16 protein-coding genes are annotated in these 24,345 nt (G+C 67.2%); 5 read left to right on the forward strand and 11 right to left on the reverse strand.

The window, feature by feature from the left end:
- Positions 1-4: 4 nt before the first annotated feature.
- On the reverse strand, positions 5-793 hold the full coding sequence (locus ACG3SL_RS08540) for an aldolase/citrate lyase family protein (protein WP_448664705.1): 789 nt from the start codon (positions 791-793) through the stop codon (positions 5-7).
- Positions 794-961: 168 nt separating this feature from the next.
- Between ACG3SL_RS08540 and ACG3SL_RS08545 the strand changes: the two genes are divergently transcribed.
- The 4 genes from ACG3SL_RS08545 (at position 962) to ACG3SL_RS08560 (ending at position 5,611) form a co-directional block, all read left to right on the forward strand.
- The gene (locus ACG3SL_RS08545; protein WP_448664706.1) at positions 962-1,600 is read left to right on the forward strand and encodes a M23 family metallopeptidase; all 639 of its coding nucleotides are present in this window, start codon (positions 962-964) and stop codon (positions 1,598-1,600) included.
- Between the two features lie 74 nt (positions 1,601-1,674).
- Positions 1,675-2,187, forward strand: coding sequence for an RNA polymerase sigma factor (locus tag ACG3SL_RS08550; protein WP_448664707.1), 513 nt, complete (start codon positions 1,675-1,677; stop codon positions 2,185-2,187).
- 33 nt (positions 2,188-2,220) lie between these two features.
- Positions 2,221-3,171 (forward strand): FecR family protein, encoded by a 951-nt coding sequence (locus ACG3SL_RS08555; protein ID WP_448664708.1) that lies wholly within the window; start codon positions 2,221-2,223, stop codon positions 3,169-3,171.
- Positions 3,172-3,253: 82 nt separating this feature from the next.
- The gene (locus ACG3SL_RS08560; RefSeq protein WP_448664709.1) at positions 3,254-5,611 is read left to right on the forward strand and encodes a TonB-dependent receptor domain-containing protein; all 2,358 of its coding nucleotides are present in this window, start codon (positions 3,254-3,256) and stop codon (positions 5,609-5,611) included.
- A gap of 42 nt (positions 5,612-5,653) precedes the next feature.
- On the opposite strand, the gene ACG3SL_RS08565 is transcribed toward ACG3SL_RS08560, so the two are convergent.
- Genes ACG3SL_RS08565 through ACG3SL_RS08605 form a run of 9 tightly spaced genes read right to left on the reverse strand, consistent with a single transcriptional unit; the run spans position 5,654 to position 14,375 of the window.
- Entirely contained in the window at positions 5,654-7,330 is a 1,677-nt protein-coding gene (locus ACG3SL_RS08565; protein ID WP_448664710.1) for a GMC family oxidoreductase, read from the reverse strand.
- 26 nt (positions 7,331-7,356) lie between these two features.
- Positions 7,357-8,199, reverse strand: a complete 843-nt coding sequence (locus ACG3SL_RS08570; protein WP_448664711.1) for a sugar phosphate isomerase/epimerase family protein — start codon at positions 8,197-8,199, stop codon at positions 7,357-7,359.
- The gene (locus ACG3SL_RS08575; RefSeq protein ID WP_448665096.1) at positions 8,196-8,756 is read right to left on the reverse strand and encodes a gluconate 2-dehydrogenase subunit 3 family protein; all 561 of its coding nucleotides are present in this window, start codon (positions 8,754-8,756) and stop codon (positions 8,196-8,198) included. The genes ACG3SL_RS08570 and ACG3SL_RS08575 overlap by 4 nt, the downstream gene beginning before the upstream one ends.
- On the reverse strand, positions 8,756-9,574 hold the full coding sequence (locus tag ACG3SL_RS08580; RefSeq protein ID WP_448665097.1) for a 3-keto-disaccharide hydrolase: 819 nt from the start codon (positions 9,572-9,574) through the stop codon (positions 8,756-8,758). The genes ACG3SL_RS08575 and ACG3SL_RS08580 overlap by 1 nt, the downstream gene beginning before the upstream one ends.
- Before the next feature lie 29 nt (positions 9,575-9,603).
- Positions 9,604-10,533, reverse strand: a complete 930-nt coding sequence (locus ACG3SL_RS08585; RefSeq protein WP_448664712.1) for a hydroxypyruvate isomerase family protein — start codon at positions 10,531-10,533, stop codon at positions 9,604-9,606.
- On the reverse strand, positions 10,530-10,916 hold the full coding sequence (locus tag ACG3SL_RS08590) for a c-type cytochrome (RefSeq protein ID WP_448664713.1): 387 nt from the start codon (positions 10,914-10,916) through the stop codon (positions 10,530-10,532). Before ACG3SL_RS08590 ends, ACG3SL_RS08585 begins: the two co-directional genes overlap by 4 nt.
- On the reverse strand, positions 10,913-12,061 hold the full coding sequence (locus ACG3SL_RS08595; RefSeq protein ID WP_448664714.1) for a Gfo/Idh/MocA family protein: 1,149 nt from the start codon (positions 12,059-12,061) through the stop codon (positions 10,913-10,915). Before ACG3SL_RS08595 ends, ACG3SL_RS08590 begins: the two co-directional genes overlap by 4 nt.
- On the reverse strand, positions 12,058-13,122 hold the full coding sequence (locus ACG3SL_RS08600) for a sugar phosphate isomerase/epimerase family protein (protein WP_448664715.1): 1,065 nt from the start codon (positions 13,120-13,122) through the stop codon (positions 12,058-12,060). The genes ACG3SL_RS08595 and ACG3SL_RS08600 overlap by 4 nt, the downstream gene beginning before the upstream one ends.
- Positions 13,119-14,375, reverse strand: coding sequence for an MFS transporter (locus ACG3SL_RS08605; protein WP_448664716.1), 1,257 nt, complete (start codon positions 14,373-14,375; stop codon positions 13,119-13,121). Before ACG3SL_RS08605 ends, ACG3SL_RS08600 begins: the two co-directional genes overlap by 4 nt.
- A 119-nt stretch (positions 14,376-14,494) precedes the next feature.
- On the opposite strand from ACG3SL_RS08605, the gene ACG3SL_RS08610 reads away from it, so the two are divergent.
- Positions 14,495-15,496 (forward strand): LacI family DNA-binding transcriptional regulator, encoded by a 1,002-nt coding sequence (locus ACG3SL_RS08610; RefSeq protein ID WP_448664717.1) that lies wholly within the window; start codon positions 14,495-14,497, stop codon positions 15,494-15,496.
- A gap of 10 nt (positions 15,497-15,506) precedes the next feature.
- Here ACG3SL_RS08610 and ACG3SL_RS08615 read toward each other — a convergent pair whose 3' ends face one another.
- Complete coding sequence (locus ACG3SL_RS08615; protein WP_448664718.1) at positions 15,507-24,338, reverse strand: MBG domain-containing protein; 8,832 nt, start codon at positions 24,336-24,338, stop codon at positions 15,507-15,509.
- Positions 24,339-24,345 lie beyond the last annotated feature (7 nt).

Below are 24,345 nucleotides of genomic sequence, written 5' to 3' on the forward strand. Positions count from 1 at the left end.
CCGTTCAGGCCGCCACGCTGGCCAGCCGGCTGAGCGCCACTGCGGCGTCGCGCTCCTGCATCATCCGGATGCGGCCAGCGTCTTCGTCGGCGATCTCGCGGTAATAGTCGCGCTTGTTCTCCAACCAGGCCAGCTCGAACGCGACCGCATTGGCGATCCCCGCCTCGAAATGCGCGGAGTCCGCCGCCGCACCATCGAAGATCACCTTGCGCGTCTCGAACCGATCTAGCCGCACGCTGCGAATCTCGCGCAGCGCCGGCCCCGCCTCGACCGCCACCGATCCGCCGACCACCAGCTCCAGATCGTGCGTCGCGCAGGCCTGGGCCACGGTGAGCACCGCATCGGTGATCGCGCGTTCGTTGATCGCGCCGCGCGGCATCCCGCGGGACAGCGTGAAATCGACGCGCCCGAACACGATGCCGTCCAGACCCGCCTTGGCGAGCGGCAGCATCGCTTCCAGGTTCCGGAGCGTTGTCTCGGTTTCGAGATTGAACAGAAACTGCGTGTCGTGCGTGCCGCGATATGCCTTTTCGCGCACCTCGATGAACTTCGACAGCGCGTATGGCGTCTCCACCATCGGCGCGATGATATAGTCGGCGCCATAGAGCCTGGAGGCATGGAGGTCCGACAGCGCCTCGCAACCGCCGATCTTGAGTGCGACCTTCAAATCGGCGCGATAGGTCAGTTCGAGCAGCCGCAGCAACTCGTCGGGGCGCGTACCCTCGGCTTCGAACTCGGCCTTTACGGCGACCACGCCAAAGCGGTCGCGGCCCTTTTTGAGCATGTCCAGCATGCGGCGTTCCGTGGAATTCAACTCTACCTCCCGGATGTCATCGACCTGTGCGACTGGGAGGTGGGACGGAGCGCTCGCCGCGTTTCCGCAAGAAAATCGCATGCGAAAAAATCTTTTGCGCAAGTCGTGCGGGATCGGCGCGACGTCTCCGTCCTTGGGCCGATGCCCTTGCTGTTTACCCTCCATCTTCCCTGCGCGCTGCTGCTGGCAAGCGCAGGTATAGATGCGCCCGAGGCATTGCCGGGCGGCAACAGCATCGCGTTTCGCGAACGGATGACGCCCGCCCCCGTGCCGACACGGTCCGAGCCCGTGGCACACCGGCGGCACACCGCACCGGCGCTGCCCCCGCTTTCCTCCGGGTTCGGCGATCGCCGCGATCCGCTGCGCGGCGGGCACCGCATGCACGCAGGGATCGACATTCCCGGCGCGCCGGGCACCCCCGTCCAGGCATCGGCCGACGGAATCGTCCGCCGGGCGGGCGCTGCGGGCGGCTATGGCAATCTGGTCGAGATCGATCATGGCGGCGGATTGACGACACGCTATGCGCATCTGTCGCGGCTGCTGGTCGCGGCGGGCACGCCGGTGACCACGGGCCAGACGATCGCGCTGATGGGATCGACCGGGCGTTCGACCGGAAGCCACCTCCATTTCGAAGTGCGCCTTAACGGCCGGGCAACGGGACCCCTTGCCTATCTGTCCGGCGATGCCGAGATTGCGCGCACCCCCGATGCCCCAACCGCCCCCCATATATCGGCATTCGCCAAGGCGCGCGACGGCGCGAGGTCCGCATCCGATGCGGCGCTGTGATGCCGGCGTGCAACCCTGTCGCAGTGCCCGCGCCGACCGAACCGGGCCGCACGGCGCAACCTCCACGGCACGTCATGCCGGTTGAGGCCGTCGACGGGCTTCAGCGCGTCCTCCTGAACGAGCGGACGCGGCTGCTCCGCTTCCTCGCCGCGCGGGGTGCGGGCGACGATGCCGAGGATGTGCTGCACGACCTGTGGCAGCGCGTCGCATCGGTGCCGGGCGAGCCCGTTTCCGATCCCCTCTCCTATCTGTTCCGCGCGGCGGAGAACCTGATGCGCGACCGCCGCCGCTCGATGCTGAGCCGTGAGCGCCGCCAGTCCGAATGGCACGACATCAGCCTGGGCACCGAAGAAGCGCCGCAGGGCGAACGCACGCTGATCGCGCGCCAGCGCGTGCGCGCGGCCGAGGAAACGCTGGCGGCGCTGGGCCCGCGCGTGGACCAGGTGTTCCGTCGCTATCGGCTGGACGGCGTAGGACAGGCGGCGATCGCGCGCGATCTGGGCGTCAGCCTCAGCTCGGTCGAAAAGGACCTGCAAAAGGCGTATCGCGCGCTCGCCGAACTAAAAGCACGTTTCGATGCGGAATAGCGGCACCCGCTCCGTCCTGTCAGGGAAATGGGCATGACGCGACCTTCCCCTGATACGATCGACGAGGCGGCACGCCGCTGGGCGCTGCGCGTCCAGGACGCGTCGTTCGACGATTGGGACGGCCTGAGCGCATGGCTCGAAAGCGATCCCGCGCATCTGGCCGCCTATGACCTCGCTCTGGACGCCGATGCCTGGGCAGTAGAGCTTCTGACGCAAAAGCGCCCCCCGATGCCGATGGCCCCCGCACGCGCGGCATCGCGCGGGCGCTGGTTTGCCGCAGGTGGCGCGATGGCCGCCGCGCTCGTCGCAGCCGGTGGCTGGACGGTGCTGGCGCCGCAGAGCGGCCCGCGCGAGATCGCGACGGCGGCGGGCGAGCACCGCACCGTCGATCTCGGCGACGGATCGCGCGTGATCCTGAACGGCAACACCCGGATCACGCTCGACCCCAAGACACCACGCGAAGTCGCGCTGGCCGGCGGCGAGGCGCTGTTCCAGATCAAGCATGATGCCGAACGTCCGTTCGTCGTCACCGCGCACGGCACGCGGCTGATCGATGTCGGGACGGTGTTCAACGTCGTGCATGACGGCACGGCGATCGACGTCGCGGTGGCCGAAGGCGCGGTCGACTACAGCGCCGGCCGCCAGCGCATCCGCCTCAATCCGGGCGACGCCCTGTCGCGCGCGGACGCAGTGTCGCCACCGGCGCTGCGCAAGGCGAGCCCGCAGACGATCGGCAGCTGGCAGACCGGCCAGCTCCAATATGACGACGCGCCGCTCGACCAGGTCGCGGGCGATCTGGGCCGCAACACCGGCCAGACGATCCAGGCCCGGCGCGGCGCGGAACGGATGCGGTTCACCGGGACCCTCATGCTAGAGGGCTCCCCCCAACAGGTCTTCGCGCGGGCCGGCCCCTTGCTGGGCGTGCGATTTATCGAGGAAGGCGATAACTGGACGATGGTTCCGGCTAGTGCCCCTCGGCGATAGGCCCGCCGCCCTCGCTTCCCTTTCCGCCGCAGCCCTGCTGATCGGCGCGCCTGCGCATGCCCAAAGCGAGGGGCGCGTGCGGGTGGCGCCGATCGATCTCCCCGCCTCCCGCCTCGACGCGGCGATCCGCCTGCTCAGCGCCCAGAGCGGCGCGAGCATCGGCTTTCGCGACGCCCGGCTCTCGGCACAGCGCGTGCCCGCGGTGCGCGGCCGGTTCACGGCGGGCCAGGCGCTGGAGCGGCTGCTGCTCGGCACCCGGCTGCAGGCGCGACGCGTGGCGCCGAACACCTATCTGATCGAACCCGCGCCCACACGCGCCGCCCCGCCGCGCCCGCTCGCGCCACCGCACCCGACGGTACCTGCGCCCACCGACCTCGCCACCGACGAGATCGTGGTAACAGGCACCAAGCGCGACGTTCCGCTCAGCGTCTATCCCGGCGGCGTCCAGGTCATCGACGGCAGCACCCTCTCCACCGCCGCCGCCGGCCATGGCAGCGACACGATCAGCACCCGCGCCGCCAGTGTCGTCTCGACGCATCTCGGCCCCGGTCGCAACAAGCTGTTCATTCGCGGCATCGCCGATTCCAGCTTCGTCGGCCCCACCCAGGCCACGGTGGGCCAATATTGGGGCAACAGCCGCATCACCTACAGCGCGCCCGACCCCAGCCTGCGCCTGTACGACATCCGCAGCATCGAAGTCCTCGAAGGGCCGCAGGGCACGCTATACGGCGCGGGCTCGCTGGGCGGGGTCGTCCGCGTCGTGCCCAACGCGCCCGATCTCAATGGCGTCGCGGGGGCGGCGTGGGGCGGCGTGCAGGCGGTGCAACACGGCAGGCCCGGCGTCGATGGCGGCGGCATCCTCAACTTGCCCATCGTCGAGGGAACGCTCGCTTTGCGCGCACTCGCCTTCGGCTCCGGCGATGGCGGCTATATCGACGATACCGAGCGCGGGCTGAAGGACGTCAACACGGTGCGCACCTATGGCGGCCGTGCGACGCTGCGCTATGCGCCCGGCAATGACTGGACGATCGACCTGAGCGGCGTCGGCCAGCGCATCGATGGCGACGACAGCCAATATGCCGAACGCGATGGCGGCGACGGGCTGAGCCGGGCGAGCAGCATCGCCCAGCCCTTCCGCAACGATTACTGGCTCGCCGATCTGGTCGCACGCAAACGCTGGGGCACGCTCGAACTTACCACGTCGCTGGGCTATACCGGCCAATATGTGTTCGAGCAGTTCCTGGGAAAGGAACTGCCCAATGCCGCCCCGGACGCGATGCCGGTCGCGGCCAGGGCGTCGTCGGCGTTCGTGCAGACCGACCGGATATCGATGCTGACCGCCGAAACCCGGCTGGCCCGCCGGGGCCCGCACGGCAGCGGATGGGTGGTGGGGCTGAGTGTGCTGCACAACCAGGCGCGCGTGAACCGGCGGATGGACGTCGGCCCGCTGGGCGTGGCGCGCAACGCCAGCGTCGCGCTGACCGGCGTGCGCAACCAGGTCGACGAGCAGACGCTGTATGGCGAGGGGTCGATCGCCCCTATCGATCGGCTTACCCTCACGCTCGGAGGGCGCCTGACGCACTCGCATCTGGCGGGCGATTCGCAGGACGCTCTGCGCATCGTGGCCTTTCGCCAGGATCCGACCGCCAATGCGGCGCGATCGGAAACCCGGCTGCTGCCCTCTGCCGCGCTCGCCTATCGCGCGACCGATAGCCTGACGCTGTTCGGGCGCTACCAACAGGGCTTCCGCCCCGGCGGGATCGCCGTGCGGCTCGATTTCGTTCAGCGTTTCAAGGGCGATCGGGTCGCCACCACCGAAGCCGGCGCGCGCTATACCAGCCGCAGTTTCAACCTGTCGCTCAGCGGATCATGGACGCAGTGGCGCGACATCCAGGCCGATCTGATCGACGGGTTCGGGTTTCCGACCACGTCGAATGTCGGCGATGGCCGCGTCCTGTCGGTCGGGCTGTCCTCGCGCTGGCAAGTGGCACCCAGCCTGTCGCTCGACGCCGCGCTGTACCTGAACGACAGCCATGTCACGTCGCGCACGGCATCGGCCGGCCTGCTGTCGGACGCGGCGCAGGCGGATTTCGATCGGCTGCCCAATGTCGCAGATGCCACCGGCCGGCTGGGGTTCGACTATGCGACGCCGCTGTCGTCGCGGCTGGACTTGGGCATCAACGGCTTTGCCCGATATGTCGGCAAATCCACGCTCGGCATCGGCGCGATCCTCGGCCAGCTGCAGGGCGACTATCTCGACACGGGGCTCGAATTCCGGGTGGGCAGCAAGCGACGCGCGGTGACGCTGTCGCTTACCAATCTGCTGGACGCACGCGGCAATCGCTTTGCGCTGGGTTCGCCCTTCCTGGTGCGCGATCGCAACCAGATCACACCGCTCCAGCCGCGCAGTGTCCGGATCGGGTTCGAAATGGCGTTCTGAAACCCGGCCCCGCCCGTCACGGGGCAGGACCGGGGTTAGAATTCAGGCGTGCTTCAACTGGCGCACGGCATGATCCGCCGCACGCGCCGTCATCGCCATGAACGTCAGCGACGGATTGACGCAAGAAACCGACGCCATCTGTGCGCCATCGGTGACGTACAGATTGGGCGCGTCATGCGCCTGGCTCCAGCCATTGAGCACCGACGCGCGGGGATCGGCGCCCATGCGCGCGCCGCCCATTTCGTGGATCGCGTCGCCGGGGACGTGCTCGCCCTCATAGCTGGTGACGTTGGTGAGGCCCGCCGCCTTCAGCATCGCTTCGCCCTGCACCTTGGCATCGGCCATCATCCGCAGTTCGTTCTCACGGAACTGCACGTCGAAGCGCATCAGCGGCACCCCGAAGCGGTCGACCTTGCTCGGGTGGAGCGAGACATGGTTGTCGCGGTACGGCAGGCACTCGCCGAACGCGCCCATGCTGAACTTCCACGGGGCATAGCCGCGCATCCCCTGCTTCATCGAAGCGCCGAAGCCGACCGGACCGGCAGGATCGCGCCGCGCGCTCCCCTGATAGCCATAGCCGCGCTTGAACCCCACGCCCTCGTCGCCGCCAATGTTGCGGAAGCGGGGGACATAGACGCCGCCGGGGCGCCGGCCATATTCGATATACTCGCTCATGCCCGGAATCTGCCCTTCCACGCCAACGCGGAAGATATGGTCCATGACATAGCGGCCCAGCGTGCCGCTGGTGTCGAAATGGCTGCGGTCGCTGCCCGGCGCGCGCGAGTTCATCAGGATCTGGGTCGATGCCATCGCCGACGCGCACAGGAACACCAGGTCGGCATTCACCACCTGCGCCTGCCCGGTCTTGGCGTCGACATAGCGCACGCCGGTGACCCGCTTCTTCGCCGCATCATATTCGAGGTTGGTGACCACCGCATCCGACGTCAGCGTCAGCCGCCCGGTCGCGCGCGCAGCGGGAAGCGTGACTGCCTGGGTCGAGAAATAGGCGCCGAACGAACAGCCATTGCCGCACTGGTTGCGGAACTGGCATTTGGTGCGGTTCTGGTCGGGCTTGTCCTCGGTCATGTTGGACAGGCGGGTGTTGATCAGCTTGCGGCCCGGAAACTCCTTCTCCAGCCGCTCCTTCAGCCATTTCTCCGCGATGTTCATCGGCATCGGCGGCTGGAATTCGCTGTCGGGCAGATAGGGCAGGTTCTCGCGCGAGCCCGATACGCCGATATATTTCTCGACATAGCTGTACCACGGGGCGACGTCGTCATAGCCGATCGGCCAGACGCCATCGATGCCGTCGCGCTTGTTCGCCTCGAAATCCTCCGGGCTCCAGCGGAAGCTCCACCGTCCCCAGATCAGCGACTTGCCGCCGACTGCGCCGGGGCGGATCCAGTAGAATTTGCTCCCCTCGTCATAGGCATAGGGATTCAACCGGTCGTTGTTGTAGAAGCCCATGCTGCTGGGCGCGACATAGCCATATTTGGCGATGAAATAATCGCTGTCCCGCAGCGGCTTGGGCATGATGTTCCGCGCGGGAACCTCGAAAGCCGGCTTTCCGTCATACGGATAGCCTTCGCCATGCTCCACCATCTTGCCGCGGTCGAGCATGAGGACGCGCAGCCCCTTTTCGGTCAACTCCTTGGCGGCGAAACCGCCGCTCACGCCCGAACCGATGACGATTGCGTCGAACCTGTTGGTCGGTGCCATGTTCTATCCTCTCCCGGTTCGGCTTGTCAGAAACGCAGCGCGCGGAGCGTGTTGAAGCTGGTCGTGATGTCGGGAAGATATGGCGCAGGCGCCTGATCGTTCTCGACATAGAAGTGGCGGACGCCCGCGCTGGCCTTCAGCTTGAACAGCGCGGCGAAATCGGTGATGCCGGCGCCGACCGCCGCCATGCTGCGGTCGGCGCGCATGTCCTTGACGTGATAGGCGTAGATCCGCTTGCCCAGCCGCTCGATCAGCGCCGCTGCGCTTTCGCCGGCATGCGCGGCCCAATACAGGTCCAGCTCGATCTTCACCAGCGCGGGATCGGTTTCCTTCAGGAAGCGATCGTACAGGCTGACGCCGCCCGGCTTGTTCGTGAACTCGAAATCATGGTTGTGATAGGCAAAGCCCAGCCCCGCCTTTTTCAGCGCCGCGCCGAAGCGGTTGAAATTGGGCAGTGCCGCCTGCCAGCCCTGCTCGGTGCGGTACTGATCGGTCATGTAGGGCAGCACCACGGTATCCGCGCCCAGCGCCTTGGCACGCGCGACCGAAGCGTCGAAATCGCCCAGCAGCGCGTCATAGCCGACATGGATCGACGGCGCGCGCAGCCCCACCCGGTCCATCGTCCGGCGTAGCAGCGCGGCGTCCATCGACTCATAGCCGCCACCGCCATATTCGACTTCGCGATAGCCGATCCGGGCGACCTGCTCGAGCGTGGCGACCGGGTCTTTCTGGAAGATCTCGCGGATGGTGTAGAGCTGAAGGCCGATCGCGCCGATCTGCGCCGCCTGTGCGGGCGCGACGATGCGATCGGAAAGGGCGATGGCCGCGGCGCCGCCGGCGCCTGCAAGCAGAGTACGACGGCTGATCATGCGCTATAGACCTTGTTGACCTGAGAATAGGGAAAGGCGCCGTTATATTCGCCGGGCACGGGCAGATATTCGCGCTCCTGCGTGATGCCGATCTCGGACGTGTAATAGCCGGTGATGACCAGCTGCCGGAACGCCTCGAAGAAGGTCTTGCCGCCCGGCAGCGCGTCGTTCATCGCCAGCGTGAGCAGCGCATCCTGCTGCTCCGGCGTCGCCTTGGCAGCCGCGACCTTATAGTCCTGCACGCTGCGCGCATCGATCGTATCGAGCCCCGCGACGATCGGCACGCGGTCCGCCGGATAGGCCCAGTCCGCGAGCAGCTTTTCGATATAGGCCGGGACGCCCGCGGCGATCGCGCCCGGCGTATCCGTCGTCGGGATCACGCGCTCGCTGAGCGCGGTCATCAGCGCGCGCTGGGCGGGCGTGAACACCGCGACGCTCGGCGGCCCTTCGCTGATCGCAGGGGCGGCGGATGCCTGGGCAGCGCGGGCGATCGGCGCGAACACGCCCGCACCGAACATGGCGACCACGCCGGCCAGCGCGGTTCTACGATCAATGATCACTTGGCTTCTCCTCCCCTGTCCTGCGCGATCGCCGCTTCCGGCAGCGGGCGGACCCAGATGTTGCGGAACGACACCGGCGAATCATGGTCCTGCAATTGCAGCGGCGCCGCGTCCGGATGCGCTTCGTACTTGGCGACCTGCCGCCACACGGTCGTGCCCAGCATCGCCTGATGGTTCTGCACCAGCACGCCGTTCAGGAATGCCGTGATATAGGCCGGGCGCAGCAGCTTGCCGTCCGCCGCAAAGCGGGGCCGCTCGAACACCACGTCATAGCTCTGCCACTCGCCGGGGCGGCGCGCGGCATTGGCCAGCGGCGGCTTCCAGCCATAGACCGCACCGACCGTACCGTCGGCATAGGTCGGGTTCTGATAGCCATCGAGGATCTGCAGCTCGTAGCGCTGCATGAACCAGATGCCGCTGTTGCCGCGATCCTGCGAGGTCTTGGTCGGCGGATTGGGCGAGCGGAATTCCAGGTGCAGCTGAACGTCGCCAAAGCTCTGCTTCGACACCAGGTTGCTCTCGCGTCCACCGGGCGTGCGGGCCGGCACCGTCATCGCGCCATCCGCGATCGGCCACGCCGCGCGCTCCGGCTGCCAGGCATCCAGCGAGCGCCCGTCGAACAATATGATTGCGTCCGAAGGCGCGCCGCCCGGCTGCGCGGCGGGAGTCACCACCGCCGGCGCGGGGCGATCGGAATCATGGACGTGCCAGTTGCCGCCCGGCAGAATCGGCGTGTCCTTGAACCCCGGCTTCTCCTGTGCCGCCGCCGGCAGCGCCAGGGTCGCGGCAAACCCCGCCGACACCGCCGCCGCCATCCTACGCGAAACCATGTTTGCCCCTCTCCTCACAGTGCGTCGATCGAGCGATAGGCGGCGATCAGCCGCTCTTCGCCCGCGCGCCCCTTTACCGAATTGCCATGTTCCATCCCGATCACACCGGCATAGCGGCGCGCCCGCAGCCAGCGGGTGATGCCGGCATAGTTGATCTCGCCGGTGCCGGGCTCGTTGCGCCCCGGATTGTCGCCGAACTGGATATAGCCGATCTCGCTCCAGCACAGGTCCATCGTCGGGATCAGGTTCCCCGACTGAATCTGCTCGTGGTACAAATCGGCCAGGATCTTAACCCCCGGGCTGTTGACGCCGCGCGCGACGGCATAGCCCTGGGCGATGCTCTGCATGTAGACGCCGGGATGGTTGGTCCGCGTGTTGAGCGGCTCCATCACCAGCACCAGCCCATGCGGCGCGACGATGTCGCCTGCGCGGCGCATCACGTCGATCACGCGCGCGGTCTGGATATCGAGCGGCACGCGGGAGTCCAGAAAGCCCGTCACCACGGTCATGTGTTTCGCGTTCAGCCGCTTGGCGACGTCGATCGATGCGCGGATGTCCTCCAGGAACGCCTCGCGCTCGGCACCGTCGTTCGCGCCGAGGATCGGCCGCGACTGGCCCCATTTGGGCATACTGGCGACGAACACGCCCATCGTCATGCCACGGCTGGCAAGCGCCTTGGCCATCGCAACCTGCTCGTCGATCGTACGACCGGCGGCCTCATTGTCTTCCCAGGCGGTGAAGCCCTGATCGGCGGCAAAGGCGATCTGTTCCAGCCGGTTGCCCCGGCTGGCAAAGCTGCCTTCATGCGGGGCATAGCCTAGCGAGAAGCGGGCGGCGTTGCTGCCGCCCCCCTGCGCCCGCGCCACCCCGGCCGCGATCGGGAGCGCCGCGCCTGCCGCCAGCATCGTCCGTCGCGAAAGCCCCTTCCCCCCCGTTTCGCTCATTTCTTCGCGCTTTCCGCTTTCAGATAGGCGATGATCGCGGCGCGCTTTGCCGGGTCGGCCATGCCGATCGGCATCCGGGTGCCGGGCACCTTCTTGGTCGGCGCCGCGATGAACTGGTCCAGCGTGGCCGCATCCCAGCGCAGCTTCGACGCCTTCATCGCCGGGGAATAGCTGAAACCGGGTGCCGACGCGGCGGGTCGGCCGACGACCCCATAGAGGTTAGGCCCGATACGGTTCGGACCACCCTTCTCGACGGTGTGGCAGGCCTTGCAAGCGGCGAAGGCAGGCGGTGCCGCCGTCGTCTGGGCGACGGTGGGCGCGCTCGTCGCCACAACCGCGACCATTGCGACCATCCCCGCGCCCGCGCACATCAAAAGCTTCATGCAATCTCTCCAGGTTCGATGCTGGTCCATTTTTCATCCGACGCCGCATTCGCGATCGCCGCCTCGACGAACTGCATCGTCCGCAATCCGTCCGTCACGCCCGGAAACCAGCGGTCGCCCTCACCCCGAATCGACGCGGCAAAGGCACGGTACAGGTTCCCGAACGCCTCGACATATCCTTCGGGGTGACCGGCCGGCGTGCGCAACAACATGGATGTAGTCGCCCCCAGCCCCGGACCACCCGCGCGCACGATTTCCGCCGGGCGATCCAGCCAGCGCAGCGTCAGCGTGTTGGGCTCCATCTGCGCCCATTCCAGCCCGCCGCGCTCGCCATGAATGCGCAGCCGCAGCCCGTTTTCCTCGCCCGCCGCGACCTGCGTCGCCTTCAACGTGCCGCGCGCGCCGTTCGCGAAGCGCAGCAGCGCGCTGACGTCGTCGTCGAGCCGGCGCCCCGGAACATGGATGGTGAGGTCGGCGGAGACCGCGTCCACGCGCTGGCCGGAGACATGCTCGGCCAGGTGGAACGCATGGGTGCCGATATCGCCCAGGCACCCGCCCAGCCCGGCGCGCGCGGGATCGGTGCGCCATTCGGCCTGCTTGTTGCCTTCGGTGTCGAGGGTGCCGCTCAGCCAGCCCTGGATATATTCCACCTGCACCAGCCGGATCGCGCCGAAATCGCCACGGGCGACGCGGGCGCGTGCCTCCTCGACCAGCGGATAGCCGCTATAGGTGAAGGCGAGCCCGAACTGCTTGCCGCTGGCCTCCGCCGCCGCAGCGATGGCGCGGGCCTCGTCGCTGTTCATCGCCATCGGCTTTTCGCAGAAGACGTGGAAGCCGGCGTTCAGCGCGGCGATGGCGACGGGTGCGTGGAGGTGGTTCGGCGTGACGATCGCCACTGCATCGATACGCTCGCCTTCCGGCAGTGCCGCTTCACCGGCGAGCAGCGCATCATAGGTCGCATAGACCCGCGCCGGATCGAGCCCGAGCAGGTCGCCGGTGCGCGCATTCCTGCCCGCATCGGTGCTGAACGCGCCCGCCGTCAGCCGCCAGTCGCCATCCAGCGCCGCCGCCATGCGGTGCACTGCGCCGATGAACGCGCCCTCGCCGCCGCCCACCATGCCGAGCTTGAGCGGATGCCGGATCATTTCGCCGCTCCGTCGAGCCCGAGCAGCGTGCGGATCGCCCCCTTGTCGACGCCGCTCGAGGCGAAATCGTCGAACGCGCGGCCCGTGACGCGGATGATATGGTCGCGGATGAACGGCGCGCCTTCGCGGGCGCCATCCTCGCTGTTCTTGAGCGCGCATTCCCATTCGATCACGGCCCAGCCGCGATAGCCATATTGCGCCAGCTTGCTGAAGATACCGACGAAATCGACTTGCCCGTCTCCGGTCGAGCGGAAGCGCCCGGCGCGGTTGGCCCAGCTTTCATAGCCACCATAGACGCCGCTGCGCCCGGTCGGGTTGAACTCCGCATCCTTCACATGGAAGCACGAAATCCGATCGTGATAGCGATCGATGAAGTCGAGATAGTCGAGCTGTTGCAGCACATAATGCGACGGGTCGAACAGGATGCGCGCGCGGGGATGGTTGTTTACCGCCTCCAGGAACCGCTCCCAGGTTGCGCCATCATGGATGTCTTCGCCCGGATGAATCTCGAACGCGCAATCGACTCCCGCTTCCTCGAACACGTCGAGGATCGGGGTCCAGCGCCGCGCCAGTTCGGCAAACGCCTCTTCGACCAGCCCGGCGGGACGCTGCGGCCAGGGATAGACATAGGGCCAGGCCAGCGCACCGGAAAAGGTCGCGTGCGCCTTCAGCCCCAGCCGGGCGCTGGCGCGGGCGGCGAGCTTCACTTGCTCGACGGCCCAGGCCTGCCGCTCGACAGGCTTGCCGTGCAACTCGGCCGGTGCGAAGCCATCGAACAGCGTGTCGTATGCGGGGTGCACGGCGACCAGCTGACCCTGGAGATGCGTCGACAATTCGGTCGGCTGAATCCCGAACTTGTCCAGTCGCGCGCGCAGATCGTCGCAATAGGACTGGCTCTCGGCAGCTTGGCGAAGGTCGATCAGCCGCGAGTCGCACGGAATCTGCACGCCGACATAGCCGAGCCCCGCCGCCCACTCCGCCATATGGTCCAGCGTGTCGAACGGCGCGGTGTCGCCGAGAAACTGGGCGAGGAAAATGGCCGGCCCCTGCATCGTGGTCATGCCTGCGCCTCCGTCTTGCGATCGTTCTTGAAGGTGAGCTGGAAAAGCAGCGCGATGACCGCGGCCGCGATCGCCGGATACCACCACATATGCTGCCAGTCGGCGATCGACGGATTGGCGGGCAGCTGCGCATAGAGCAGTCCGCCGATCTGCGACCCGAGCAACATCCCCACGCCATAGGTGAACAGCGTAAGCATCCCCTGCGCCTGCGCATTCACGCCCTTGGGCGTGGCGATGTTGCCGGTGTAGATCGCGCCGGCGACGAAGAAGAAGTCGTAGCACACGCCGTGCAGCGCGACGCCGAGATAGATTGCCCAGAGCGACGAGCCCCCGTCACCGATGGCGAACAGCGCATAGCGCAGAGCCCAGGCGATCATGCCGACGAGCAGCAGCGGCTTCACGCCGAAGCGGCGATACAGCCATGGCATCGAGAACATGAACACCAGCTCGGACATCTGCCCGATCGCCAGCGTACCGCCGACATTCTCGATCCCCGCCGCGCCGACATAGGCCGAGGCATAGGCGTAATACATCGCCAGCGGGACCGAGATCAGCGTCGCGCATGCGATGAAGACCAGGAACGAACGGTTGCGCATGAGGCCGAACGCCTCGGTGCAGAACACCTCGGCGATCAGGCTCTTGCCCTGCGGAGCGTCCGGGCGGACGTTGGGCAACGTGATGCTGTAGAACCCCAGCGCGAGCGAGACGACGCCCGCGACTTCGAAGATATGCGGGCTGGCGGAAAGCCCGGCCCAGCCGACGATCAGCCCGGCCACGATCCAGCCCAGCGTGCCGAACGCGCGCACGAAGGGGAAGCGATCGACCCGCTCGCCGAAGCTCTTGAGCGCGATCGTGTTCGCAAGGCCGACCGTCGGCATGTACAGGATCATGTAGCCGAGCAGCAGCCAGACGAAGGTGCCGCCCTGTTCGGGGGTGAGAAACCGGGGCAGCACGAACAGCAGCGCGCCGCCCACCAGATGCAGCGTGACCATCAGCATCTTGGGGCTGAGGAAGCGCGCCGCCGCCATGCCGAGCAGGAACGATCCCACGATCGACGCGATCGGTCCGACCGAAAAGGCATTGGCGATCAGGCTGCCGATGCCCACGGTCTGCATGACCAGCCCGAGCGTTACGTTCCACGCGCCCCACACGAAGAACTGCATGAACATGAGCGCACTGAGGCGCCCCGTGAGCATTCCAGAAACCGGGCGCGCGCTACCCGACAACGCCCCATCCGCAGCGACCATGCGCATATCCTCCCCAGATGCAGTTTCCCTGCCCTTGGCGCACAGACTATGCAGCCAAAACGACGATGTAAAGGATTACATCATCCCCTATCGACACGGTTCACCGCAAGCGACATGACAGTGCCATGACGACGATCATCGAAGTCGCGGCGGCAGCCGGGGTGTCGACCGCCACTGTCTCGCGCGTGCTGAGCCAGCCGGAGCGGGTGGCAGAGCGCACGCGCCGACGCGTGCTGGAGGTGGTCGAAGCGCTCGGCTATCGCCCCAATGTCGCGGCGCGCAGCCTGCGCACGGCGCGCGCGGGCAAGATCCTGCTGACCGTGCCGGACATTTCCAATCCCTTCTTCGCGAGCGTGATTCGCGGCGCGGAAGAGGCTGCGCGCGACGCGGGCTATGCCGTGGTCGTCGGCGACACCCGCCACGACACGCAGGTCGAAGAACAATATGCCGAGATGCTGTCGCGCCGCGAAGTGGATGGGCTGGTCTTTCTCGGCCACCGGCTGCCCGCCAGCCTCACGCCACTGCTCGCGCGCCTGGGCGCGGCCGCACCGATCGTCAACGGATGCGAATACAGCCCCGACATCGGCGTGCCGAGCGTCCATATCGACAACGCGACCGCCAGCAGCGACGCGATGGAACACCTGATCGCGCTCGGCCATCGCGACATCGGGATCATCACCGGGCCACCGATCAGCCCGATCAGCCGCGATCGACTGGCGGGCGCGATCCGCGCGGCGGAGCGCAGCGGGCTGGAACGGCGGCTGCACGTGCGGGCGGGCGATTATTCGGCGCGTTCCGCCGTGGAACAGGCGCGCCACCTGCTCGACGGCAAAGTGACCGCGCTGTTCTGTTTCAGCGACGAAATGGCGTTCGGCGCGATCAGCGCAATCGGCGACGCCGGGCTGTCCTGTCCCGGCGACATATCGGTCATCGGCTTCGACGACCTGCCGATCGCGCGCTATTTCCACCCCGCCCTGACCACCATTGCCCAGCCCAAGGGGCTGATCGGGCGGCGCGCGGTCGAGCTTCTCGCCGACATATTGCGCGGCGCCGAAAGCCCCGCGCGGCAAGTGACGCTGGGCCACGAACTGGTCGTGCGGAACAGCACGGCGCCCCTGACACGCTGATCCGCCGCCCTTATCGCGCCCCGTCTTCGTCGGATGCCTCCACGCGGATGAAATCGACGTCGGTCTTGAGATGCGCGTCGCGCCCCAGAGTTGCCGTGCCGCTCCCCGCCAGCGCCACACGGCCAGCGACCGACCCGATCGCTTCGGGCAGGGCTGCGACCGGAAGCGTCTGCTCGACAACGCCGCCATCGGGCGTGTTGGTCGGACCCTGAACCTCGATCGTGCCACCCGTAAAGCGCGACAGGACATAGTTGGGATTGACGACCCGCAGCGTCCCCAGCGTGATAGCATAGCTGCCCGGCAGGCTGTTGTCGGCTTCGGTCGCCAGCACGCCCCCAAAGATCGACGCCCCGGCATCGCGCGGCGCGATCGTCCCTTCGACGCGATATTGCAGCGGCAGATAGTTGCCCAGCAACGGGATGGACAGCGAACCCGCCGTCACCGTCAACGCCGCCGGGTTCACCACCAGCGTTCCGGAGGTGTAGCCGATCGTGTAGTTGGTGGCGGTCAGCCCCGACGCGCTCAGCCCATAGCTGCCCGCGTTGATGGAACCCTGCGCGGTGCCGCCATACGCCAACGTACCGCCGAGCACCGCCGCCGTCTCGCCATTGACGAACCCGCTATAGGTAACGCCGTTACCACCGCTCCACGCCAGCCCGTCATAGGTCTTGGTCGCGTTCGTAGCCGTCACGGTCAGCGCCGCCGGGTTCACCAGCAGCGTCCCCGCCGTATAGCCGATCGTGTAGTTGCTCGAGGTCAGCCCCGACGCGCTCAGCCCATAGCTGCCCGCGTTGATCGCCCCCTGCGCCGTCCCGCCATAGGCGAGCGTGCCACCCAACACCGCTGCGGTCTCGCCGTTCGCGAATCCGCTATAAGTCACCCCGTTGCCGCCGCTGAACGCCAGCCCGTTATAGGTCTTGGTCGCATTCGCCGCCGTCACGGTCAGCGCCGCCGGGTTCACCACCAGCGTCCCCGCCGTATAGCCGATCGTGTAGTTGCTGGAGGTGAGCCCCGACGCGCTCAGCCCATAGCTGCCCGCGTTCACCGCCCCCTGCGCCGTGCCACCATAGCTGAGCGTGCCGCCCAGCACCGACGCGGTCTCGGCGTTCACGAACCCGCTATAAGTCACCCCGTTGCCGCCGCTCCACGCCAGCCCGTCATAGGTCTTGGTCGCGTTCGCCGCCGTCACGGTCAGCGCAGCCGGGTTCACCAGCAGCGTCCCCGCCGTGTAGCCGATCGTGTAGTTGCTGGAGGTCAGGCCGGACGCGGTCAGCCAATAGCTACCTGCGTTGACCGCGCCCTGCGCCGTGCCGCCATAGGTCAGCGTGCCGCCGAGCACCGACGCGGTCTCGCCGTTCACGAATCCGCTATAAGTCACCCCGTTGCCGCCGCTGAACGCGAGGCCATCATAGGTCTTGCTTGCGTTCGCTGCGGTCACGGTCAGCGCCGCGCGGTTCACCAGCAGCGTCCCCGCCGTATAGCCGATCGTGTAGTTGCTCGAGGTGAGCCCCGACGCGGTCAGCCCATAGCTGCCCGCATTCACTGCACCCTGCGCCGTGCCGCCATAGGTGAGTGTGCCGCCGAGCACCGCTGCGGTCTCGCCGTTCACGAACCCGCTATAGGTCACCCCGTTGCCGCCGCTGAACGCCAGGCCATCATAGGTCTTGGTCGCGTTGGTCGCGGTCACGGTGAGGCTCGCCGGGTTCACCAGCAGCGTGCCCGGCGTATAGCCGATCGTGTAGTTGCCCGAGGTCAGCCCCGACGCGGTCAGCCCATAGCTGCCCGCGTTCACCGCACCCTGTGCCGTGCCGCCATAGGTCAGCGTGCCACCCAGCACCGACGCGGTCTCGCCATTGACGAACCCGCTATAGGTCACCCCGTTCCCGCCGCTGAACGCGAGGCCATCATAGGTCTTGGTCGCATTGTTCGCGGTGACCGTGAGCGCCGCCGGGTTCACCAGCAGCGTGCCTGCCGTATAGCCGATCGTGTAGTTGCCCGAGGTCAGCCCCGACGCGGTCAGCCCATAGCTGCCCGCATTCACTGCCCCCTGCGCCGTGCCGCCATAGCTGAGCGTGCCGCCGAGCACCGACGCGGTCTCGGCGTTAACGAACCCGCTATAGGTAACGCCGTTCCCACCGCTGAACGCCAGACCGTCATAGGTCTTGGTCGCGTTCGCCGCCGTCACGGTCAGCGCCGCCGGGTTCACCAACAGCGTGCCCGCCGCGTACCCGATCGTGTAGTTAGCCGATGTCAGCCCCGACGCGCTCAGCCCATAGCTGCCCGCGTTGATCGCCCCCTGTGCCGTCCCGCCATAGGCGAGCGTGCCCCCCAGCACCGCCGCCGTCTCGCCATTGACGAAGCCGCTATAGCTCACCCCATTGCCGCCGCTCCACGCCAACCCGTCATAGGTCTTGGTCGCGTTCGTAGCCGTTACGGTCAACGCCGCCGGGTTCACCACCAGCGTCCCCGACGTGTACCCGATCGTGTAGTTGCCCGAGGTAAGCCCCGACGCGCTCAGCCCATAGCTGCCCGCATTAGTCGCACCCTGCGCGGTGCCGCCATAGGCGAGCGTCCCGCCCAGCACCGAGGCCGTCTCGCCATTGACGAACCCGCTATAGGTCACCCCATTGCCGCCGCTCCACGCCAGCCCGTTATAGGTCTTGGTCGCGTTCGCCGCCGTCACGGTCAGCGCCGCCGGGTTCACCACCAGCGTCCCCGCCGTGTAGCCGATCGTGTAGTTGGCCGACGTCAGCCCCGACGCGGTTAGCCCATAGCTGCCCGCGTTAACCGCACCCTGCGCCGTGCCACCATAGCTGAGCATGCCACCGAGCACCGACGCGGTCTCGCCATTGACGAACCCGCTATAGGTAACGCCGTTGCCGCCGCTGAACGCGAGACCGTCATAGGTCTTGGTGGCATTCGCCGCCGTCACGGTCAGCGCGACGGGAGAAATGACCAGCGATCCCGACACTAAACTGATGTCGTAGCCGAGCTGGCTCGAATAGAGGCCGGACAGCGTAAGCCCCGCGCCGGTGTAGGTCGCCGCATTCGCGCTGGATGCAGTGTACGAGGCCGTGCCGGAAACCAGCGACGTCGTATAGCCCGACGGGCTGTAGGTCAGCGTGCCGACATTGGTGCTCGTCGCCGACCCGTCATATGCCTTCGAGCCGCTGCCACCGGTCACCGTCAGCGCGGTCATGAAGCTGCGCAACAGCGGCGCGGTGAAGCCGGCGTAGATACGCCATGTCGAGGCAGTCCCACCGGCATCGTCGATGCTCCAGCCGGCGCCGCTGAAGGTCGCCAGCGACGTCATCTCGGCGGTCGTGCGCCCGGTGATCCCGGCCGTCGCGCCGCTCGCCGCGCCGACCGTGGTGCCCGAACTGGTGGTGTTCCAGAAACTGCTGTTCACCGTCCCTGAATTGCTACCGATCAGGCCACCGGCGCGACTGGAGGTGGAGGAGACTGTTCCCGTGGCGAAGCTTTTCGTCACCCTCCCAAAATTCGCTCCGACAAGCCCGCCGGCGTCACCTGCCCCCGCGTCGGCAATGCCCGTGGCATAGCTGTCGACGATGTCCCCCGCGTTGAGGCCGACAAGCCCGCCTGACTGTGCATTGGAGGCGCTCGCCGTCGCGTTGCCCGTCGCGAACGAGCCTTCGATCGTCCCCGACGAATTGTGGCCGACCAGACCGCCCGCGCGGCCATCGACTCCCGCCGTTACCGCACCCGTGGCGTAGGAGCCGATGACAAAACCGTCGTTCAAGCCGACGAGGCCACCCACTACACTGTAATCTCCGCCGGTTACCGACGCGGACGAGGTCGAGCCCGTGATCGTGCCGCTGCTCGTGCCGACAATCCCGCCGAGCGAACCCGCGCTCGCCGCGCCCGTGTTGCCGACGCTGCCATAGGTGGCGACGTTGCTGATCGTGCCCTCATTGGCCCCCGCCAGCAGACCCGCATTGAGCCCGCGTACCGACCCGGCAACGGTCAGGTTGCTGACGCTGCCGCTGCCGATCTGGCCAAACAGGCCAGCGGAAATCGTCGGGCGCGCGATAGTGAGGCCGCCGATGCTGTGGCCCGCGCCGTCAAGGCTGCCGTTAAAGGCGGTGGTGGCGTTGCCGATGGGCAGGAAGCCGGCACCGCTGTTCCACACCGCCGCAGGCGTCGCGTTGATGTCCGCCGCCAGCACGAAATGCTGCGCGAGCAGGCTGGTCGACGCGAGACCCTGGAGGCCGAACAGGTCGGCGATCTGGTACGGCGTACCCGACGTCCCGTCGCCCCCGGTTGCGCGGAGGAAGCTGCCGCCGCTGTCGAGCATGAAATTGGTCGCCGCGAAGCTGGGCAGCGATGCCGCCACCTGCCGCCAGTTGCCGCTGGTCAGGCGGAATGCGCTGACGTCGATGGCGCCCGCCGTGATGGTGCCCGATCCGGCGAGGGTGAGCCCGCCTGCGGTGCCGGTGACCGCGCCGTTCAGCGTGATCGCGCCGCCGCCCGTCGTCGAAAGGCTCAGCGTCGAGCCGTTCGACCAGCTAATCGCGCTCCCGATCGTCAGTGCGCCGCCCGCCGACAGCGTAACGCTGCTGTTCAGGCCGAACGTGCCCCCGCTGGAGAGAGACAGCGCGCCCGAGGAGGTAAAGCCGGTATCCAGCGCATAATTGCCCGATGCATCGAGCGTGAGGCCGTATCCGGCCGTCGTCGTCAGCGGCGCGAAGTTGCTGCCGAGGAAGGACAGGTCGGTATCGGCATAGCTGCCACGCGCGGCGAGATAGTTGGTGCGCGTCGCCGTCAGGCTCGCCTGGCCGGTAATCAGGTGCATCGCCGTGCCGTACAACGCAATATTCTGCACGCCGTTGGTGCCGAGCGCGTCGGAGAAGGCCGCGCCGAGCGTCGCGCCGCCATCCAGATAGGTCAGCACGCCGCTGGCGCTCAGCCCGGACGCGGGCGCCAGGATGTAGTAATAGCCATCGTCGCCCGTGACCGCGCTGCCCAGCAGCGCGCCGTTCGAGATTGCCGTGACGGTGCTTCCCGCCAGCGCGCTGCCGCCCGCGCTGGCGCTGGCGATGCCGGAGACAGCCACCGGCGTGGTCGAGTAACGCCAGCCGAAATAGGGGTAGAGGTTGTCCCCCGTGCGCCAGATCGAGGATGAGAAGCCGCTGGGCAGGCTGCCCTGAAGCTGCGCCGTGGTGCGTGCCGTCGCGGAGCCTGACCCGCCGAAAATACCCGTGCTCTGCCCGCTGGTCTGGGTGTTCCAATAGGCATTGGTGATCGCACCAGCGCCGTTGTTGTTGTACCCCGCAAAGCCACCAACGTTGGTCGCTCCGGTTACACGGCCCGTCGAGTAGGCCGCGTTGATCGTGCCGTTGACGAAATTCACGCCGACGAACCCGCCGACGTTGGCCGCCGACCCGGTTCCGATGACGACCCCGGTCGCATAGGAATCGGTGATCGTCCCGTCATTGTGGCCAACAAAGCCGCCGATCGGGCCGCTGGCTCCGGTCACCGTTCCGGTCGCATAGGACTGCGAGATCGTACCGCCGTCGCCAGAATACCCGTTGCCACCGACAAGGCCGCCGAGATAGCCGTTTCCGGTGGTGCTCGTCCCGGTAACGGCGCCGGTCGCGTAGGAGCGCGTGATCGTGCCCCCGTCGAAATTGAATCCGGCCAACCCGCCAACCTGGTAGCCGGCGCCCGTGACGGTGCCGCTCGCCCAGGAATCGCTGATCGCGCCGCCCCTGTTGGTGCCGACCAGTCCGCCGCTATTGCTTTCGCCGGTCGAAATGCCGACCACCGTCGTGGTCGCCCCGGCGTTCGACAGGGTGCCACCTTGCATATAGCCGACCAGCGCGCCCACCTGGCTGTTGCCGGTGACGCTGCCGCCCGTCAGCGTGATATTCGCGATCGTCGCCCCGTCGGCATAGCCGAAAAAGCCCACATAGTCGGTGGTAGAACGGTTGATCCGCAGGCCGGTAATGCTGCGGTTCGCGCCGTCGAAGCTGCCGGTAAAGGTACGACCGTCATTGCTGAAATTCATGCCAATGGAAAAGAAGCCCGACTCGCCCCAGAGCCCGGCGTAATTGCCGTTGCCATCGGCGGTGAACGCGCTGGTCAGGTCCAGATTGGCGCCGAGCGTGTAGCTGGCCGACTTGTTGGTCTCCATCAGCTGCAACGCGGCGCCGGTGGCGATCACCGTCGAATATTCGTTGCGCAGCATCGGGCGCGTTTCGCCCGCGATCATGATCCAGGTGTTGGTGAAATCGAACCCGGCATAGGTCGCCTGGGTCCGGGCATTGGCGCTGGTGATGCCGGTGACGCCACCGCCCGTTGCGTTGGTCGCCTGGCCGGTGGTATCGATGTCCCAATAGGCGTTGGTCGAGGTTACGGTGGACCCGGTGGCGTTGGCGCCGATCAATCCGCCCGTATTGGTGCCGCCAGTCACGCGACCGCTGGCGTAGACATTGGTGAGCGTGAAGGGAGACCCGTATTCGACTCCGCCGATAAGGCCGCCCACCTTGTCGGAGGCGGTCACGGCACCGGTCGCGTAGGAATTGGTGATGCTCGTGCCGTAATACCCGCGTCCGACCAGCCCCCCTGCCTCCGGGCCGCTGGCCGTCACCGACGCGCTGCTCGAACTGCCGGAGAGCGCGGAGTCGGACAGCCACCCAACGATACCGCCGACTTCCTGCGATGAGCGTACCGTGCCCGTGACGTGAACGTTGCTGATGGTCGAATAATCGGCAAATCCGGCCAGCGCGCCGACGCGAGTGAGACCGTTGATCGACACGTTCGACAGCGTAATGTCGCGAATCGTCGCCGAATTGACGTCACCGAACAGGCCTGTTTGCGACAGCAAGGGCCGGTTGATGGTCAGGCTATCGACGATATGGCCCATCCCCGCGAACGTGCCCGTAAAGCCGGTGATCGGCGCGAATCCCGAGCCCGAATTCCACGCGGCGGTGGCCGATGCATCTAGATCGTTAGCCAGCGCATAGAGGCCCGATCCGGTGACCGCCTGCAATGCGTTGATGTCATGAATCAGCGTGTAGGCTTGGTTGTTGATCCGAAGGTCTGCGTTCGCGCCGGACAGCGTCACGCGCGCGCCCGAGGAGAGCACGTAACCGCTTCCCGACGTCAGGCGCAACCAGGCGTCGGAGCCGCTGAGCGTGAGGTCCTTTGTGATCGTCAGCTTGCCGTCCGCCGTCAGGAACATGATCAATCCCAGGCGACTGTCGGTCAGCGCCGTGTCGATCGTCAGGTCGCTGGTCGAGCGCAGCGAGAGCGCTCCTCCGCTTCTCACCGACCCGGTAACCGTCATGGCCGCGCCGCTTATCAGGCTGAAGGTGCCGCTGGACGAGGACGTTCCCAGCCGGGTGATTGCGTTGCCGGGATCGGTAAGGATCACGTTGCCGCCATTGGCGGTGGTGGCGGTGAGCGTACCGGCCTGGATCGTGCCGTTGGCCTGGCTGATGCCGCCCGAACCCGCCGACAGGATCACCGCGCTGTTGGCATGGGAGCCATTAATATTGGCGTTGACGAACACACCGCCGGTCGTCGAGTCTGCCAGCAGAGAAAGCGTAGTCGCAGCGCTCCAGCTGACGGGCGCGGTGACGGTGATATTGCCCGCCTCGCTGCCCGCGCCGACCGTGCGGATCGCCACGTTGCTGGAGCTGAGATAGGCGGCCAGCGTGCTGTTGTTGATGTTGGCGCCGCTGCCGCCCGAACTGACTGACCAGGGGCTGCCGCTGACATCGACCGTAATATTGTTGCTGCCCGCGGCGGAGATCGTGATGTCGTAAGGATCGATCAACCACGTTCCCGTCTGCCCCGCCGCTGCCAGCGTGGAGATGTTCAGGTCGGGCGCGAAGGACAGGCTGGCGGCAGAGGTCTCGACAAACCCGCCATCCCCGCCATCGGGCGCCGACGCGTCGATCGTCCCGCCTGCGGCGACCAGCCCGCCCGCCATGTCCGCCAGCAGCAGGACGCGACCCGACCGGTTGGCCAGCGTCCGCGCCTCGATCGTGCCGGTATTGGCGACCACCGACGAAATCGCCGCATCCGCCGCCTCGGCGCGCAGCAGCACATTGCCGCCATTCGCCGCGATCAGTCCGCCATTCTGGACCAGCGTGCGCGTCGTCGCGCCGTCCACTTCGATCTTCAGGTGCCCGTCGGCGCCCGCGTCCAGCGTGACCTTCGACCCCGCCGTCAGCGCGACATCGCCGCCCTCGGCACGGATCGCGCCGTTGTTGGTGACGGTGCCGCCGATCAACACCACCGATCCGCCCGGCGCAGTGGTGATGCGCCCGTCATTGACGATCGATCCCGTCGCCCCACCCAGCGCGAACACATCGCGCCCGGCCAGGAAATCGACATCGGCAATGTCCGCCGTGGAAGCGACCAGCCCGCCCACGTCCACCTGCGCGGTGTTGCTGAACAGCACGCCGTTGGGATTGACGACATAGACCTTGCCATTGGCCGACATGCGCCCGGCAATGGTGCTGCCCGCGCCCGAGATCACGCGATTGAGCGTCACCGCATTCGCATCGGGCTGGCGGAAGACGACGCTGCCCTGCTCGCCGATGTCGAAACGCTGCCAGTTGATGATGCCGCGCGCGGTCGCCTGGTCGACGGTCATCGTCGCACCATCGGTGGCAATCTGCACCGACCCGGCAACCACCGTGCCGCCGCTTGGCAGCGCCGTCGGGGCGGGCATGGTCTGGGCTCGGGCGCCGGGTGCCAGCACCAGCCCGAGCAGCGATACGCCGGCGAGCGCCAGCGCCGTGCGGCGCCGCCGTGCGACGTTACGGGCGGAAACCGAAGCGGCGGTGTGCGAAGCGTTCTTGCGCATCATGTATCGT

The sequence above is a fragment of the Sphingomonas degradans genome (assembly GCF_053502645.1).

Coding starts and splice junctions, on each gene's coding strand:
- ACG3SL_RS08540 (WP_448664705.1), bottom strand. CDS start 793: ATGCTGGACATGCTCAAAAAGGGCCGCGACCGCTTTGGCGTGGTCGCC.
- ACG3SL_RS08550 (WP_448664707.1), top strand. CDS start 1,675: ATGCCGGTTGAGGCCGTCGACGGGCTTCAGCGCGTCCTCCTGAACGAG.
- ACG3SL_RS08555 (WP_448664708.1), top strand. CDS start 2,221: ATGACGCGACCTTCCCCTGATACGATCGACGAGGCGGCACGCCGCTGG.
- ACG3SL_RS08565 (WP_448664710.1), bottom strand. CDS start 7,330: ATGGCACCGACCAACAGGTTCGACGCAATCGTCATCGGTTCGGGCGTG.
- ACG3SL_RS08570 (WP_448664711.1), bottom strand. CDS start 8,199: ATGATCAGCCGTCGTACTCTGCTTGCAGGCGCCGGCGGCGCCGCGGCC.
- ACG3SL_RS08580 (WP_448665097.1), bottom strand. CDS start 9,574: ATGGCGGCGGCGGTGTCGGCGGGGTTTGCCGCGACCCTGGCGCTGCCG.
- ACG3SL_RS08585 (WP_448664712.1), bottom strand. CDS start 10,533: ATGAGCGAAACGGGGGGGAAGGGGCTTTCGCGACGGACGATGCTGGCG.
- ACG3SL_RS08590 (WP_448664713.1), bottom strand. CDS start 10,916: ATGAAGCTTTTGATGTGCGCGGGCGCGGGGATGGTCGCAATGGTCGCG.
- ACG3SL_RS08595 (WP_448664714.1), bottom strand. CDS start 12,061: ATGATCCGGCATCCGCTCAAGCTCGGCATGGTGGGCGGCGGCGAGGGC.
- ACG3SL_RS08600 (WP_448664715.1), bottom strand. CDS start 13,122: ATGACCACGATGCAGGGGCCGGCCATTTTCCTCGCCCAGTTTCTCGGC.
- ACG3SL_RS08605 (WP_448664716.1), bottom strand. CDS start 14,375: ATGCGCATGGTCGCTGCGGATGGGGCGTTGTCGGGTAGCGCGCGCCCG.
- ACG3SL_RS08610 (WP_448664717.1), top strand. CDS start 14,495: ATGACGACGATCATCGAAGTCGCGGCGGCAGCCGGGGTGTCGACCGCC.
- ACG3SL_RS08615 (WP_448664718.1), bottom strand. CDS start 24,338: ATGATGCGCAAGAACGCTTCGCACACCGCCGCTTCGGTTTCCGCCCGT.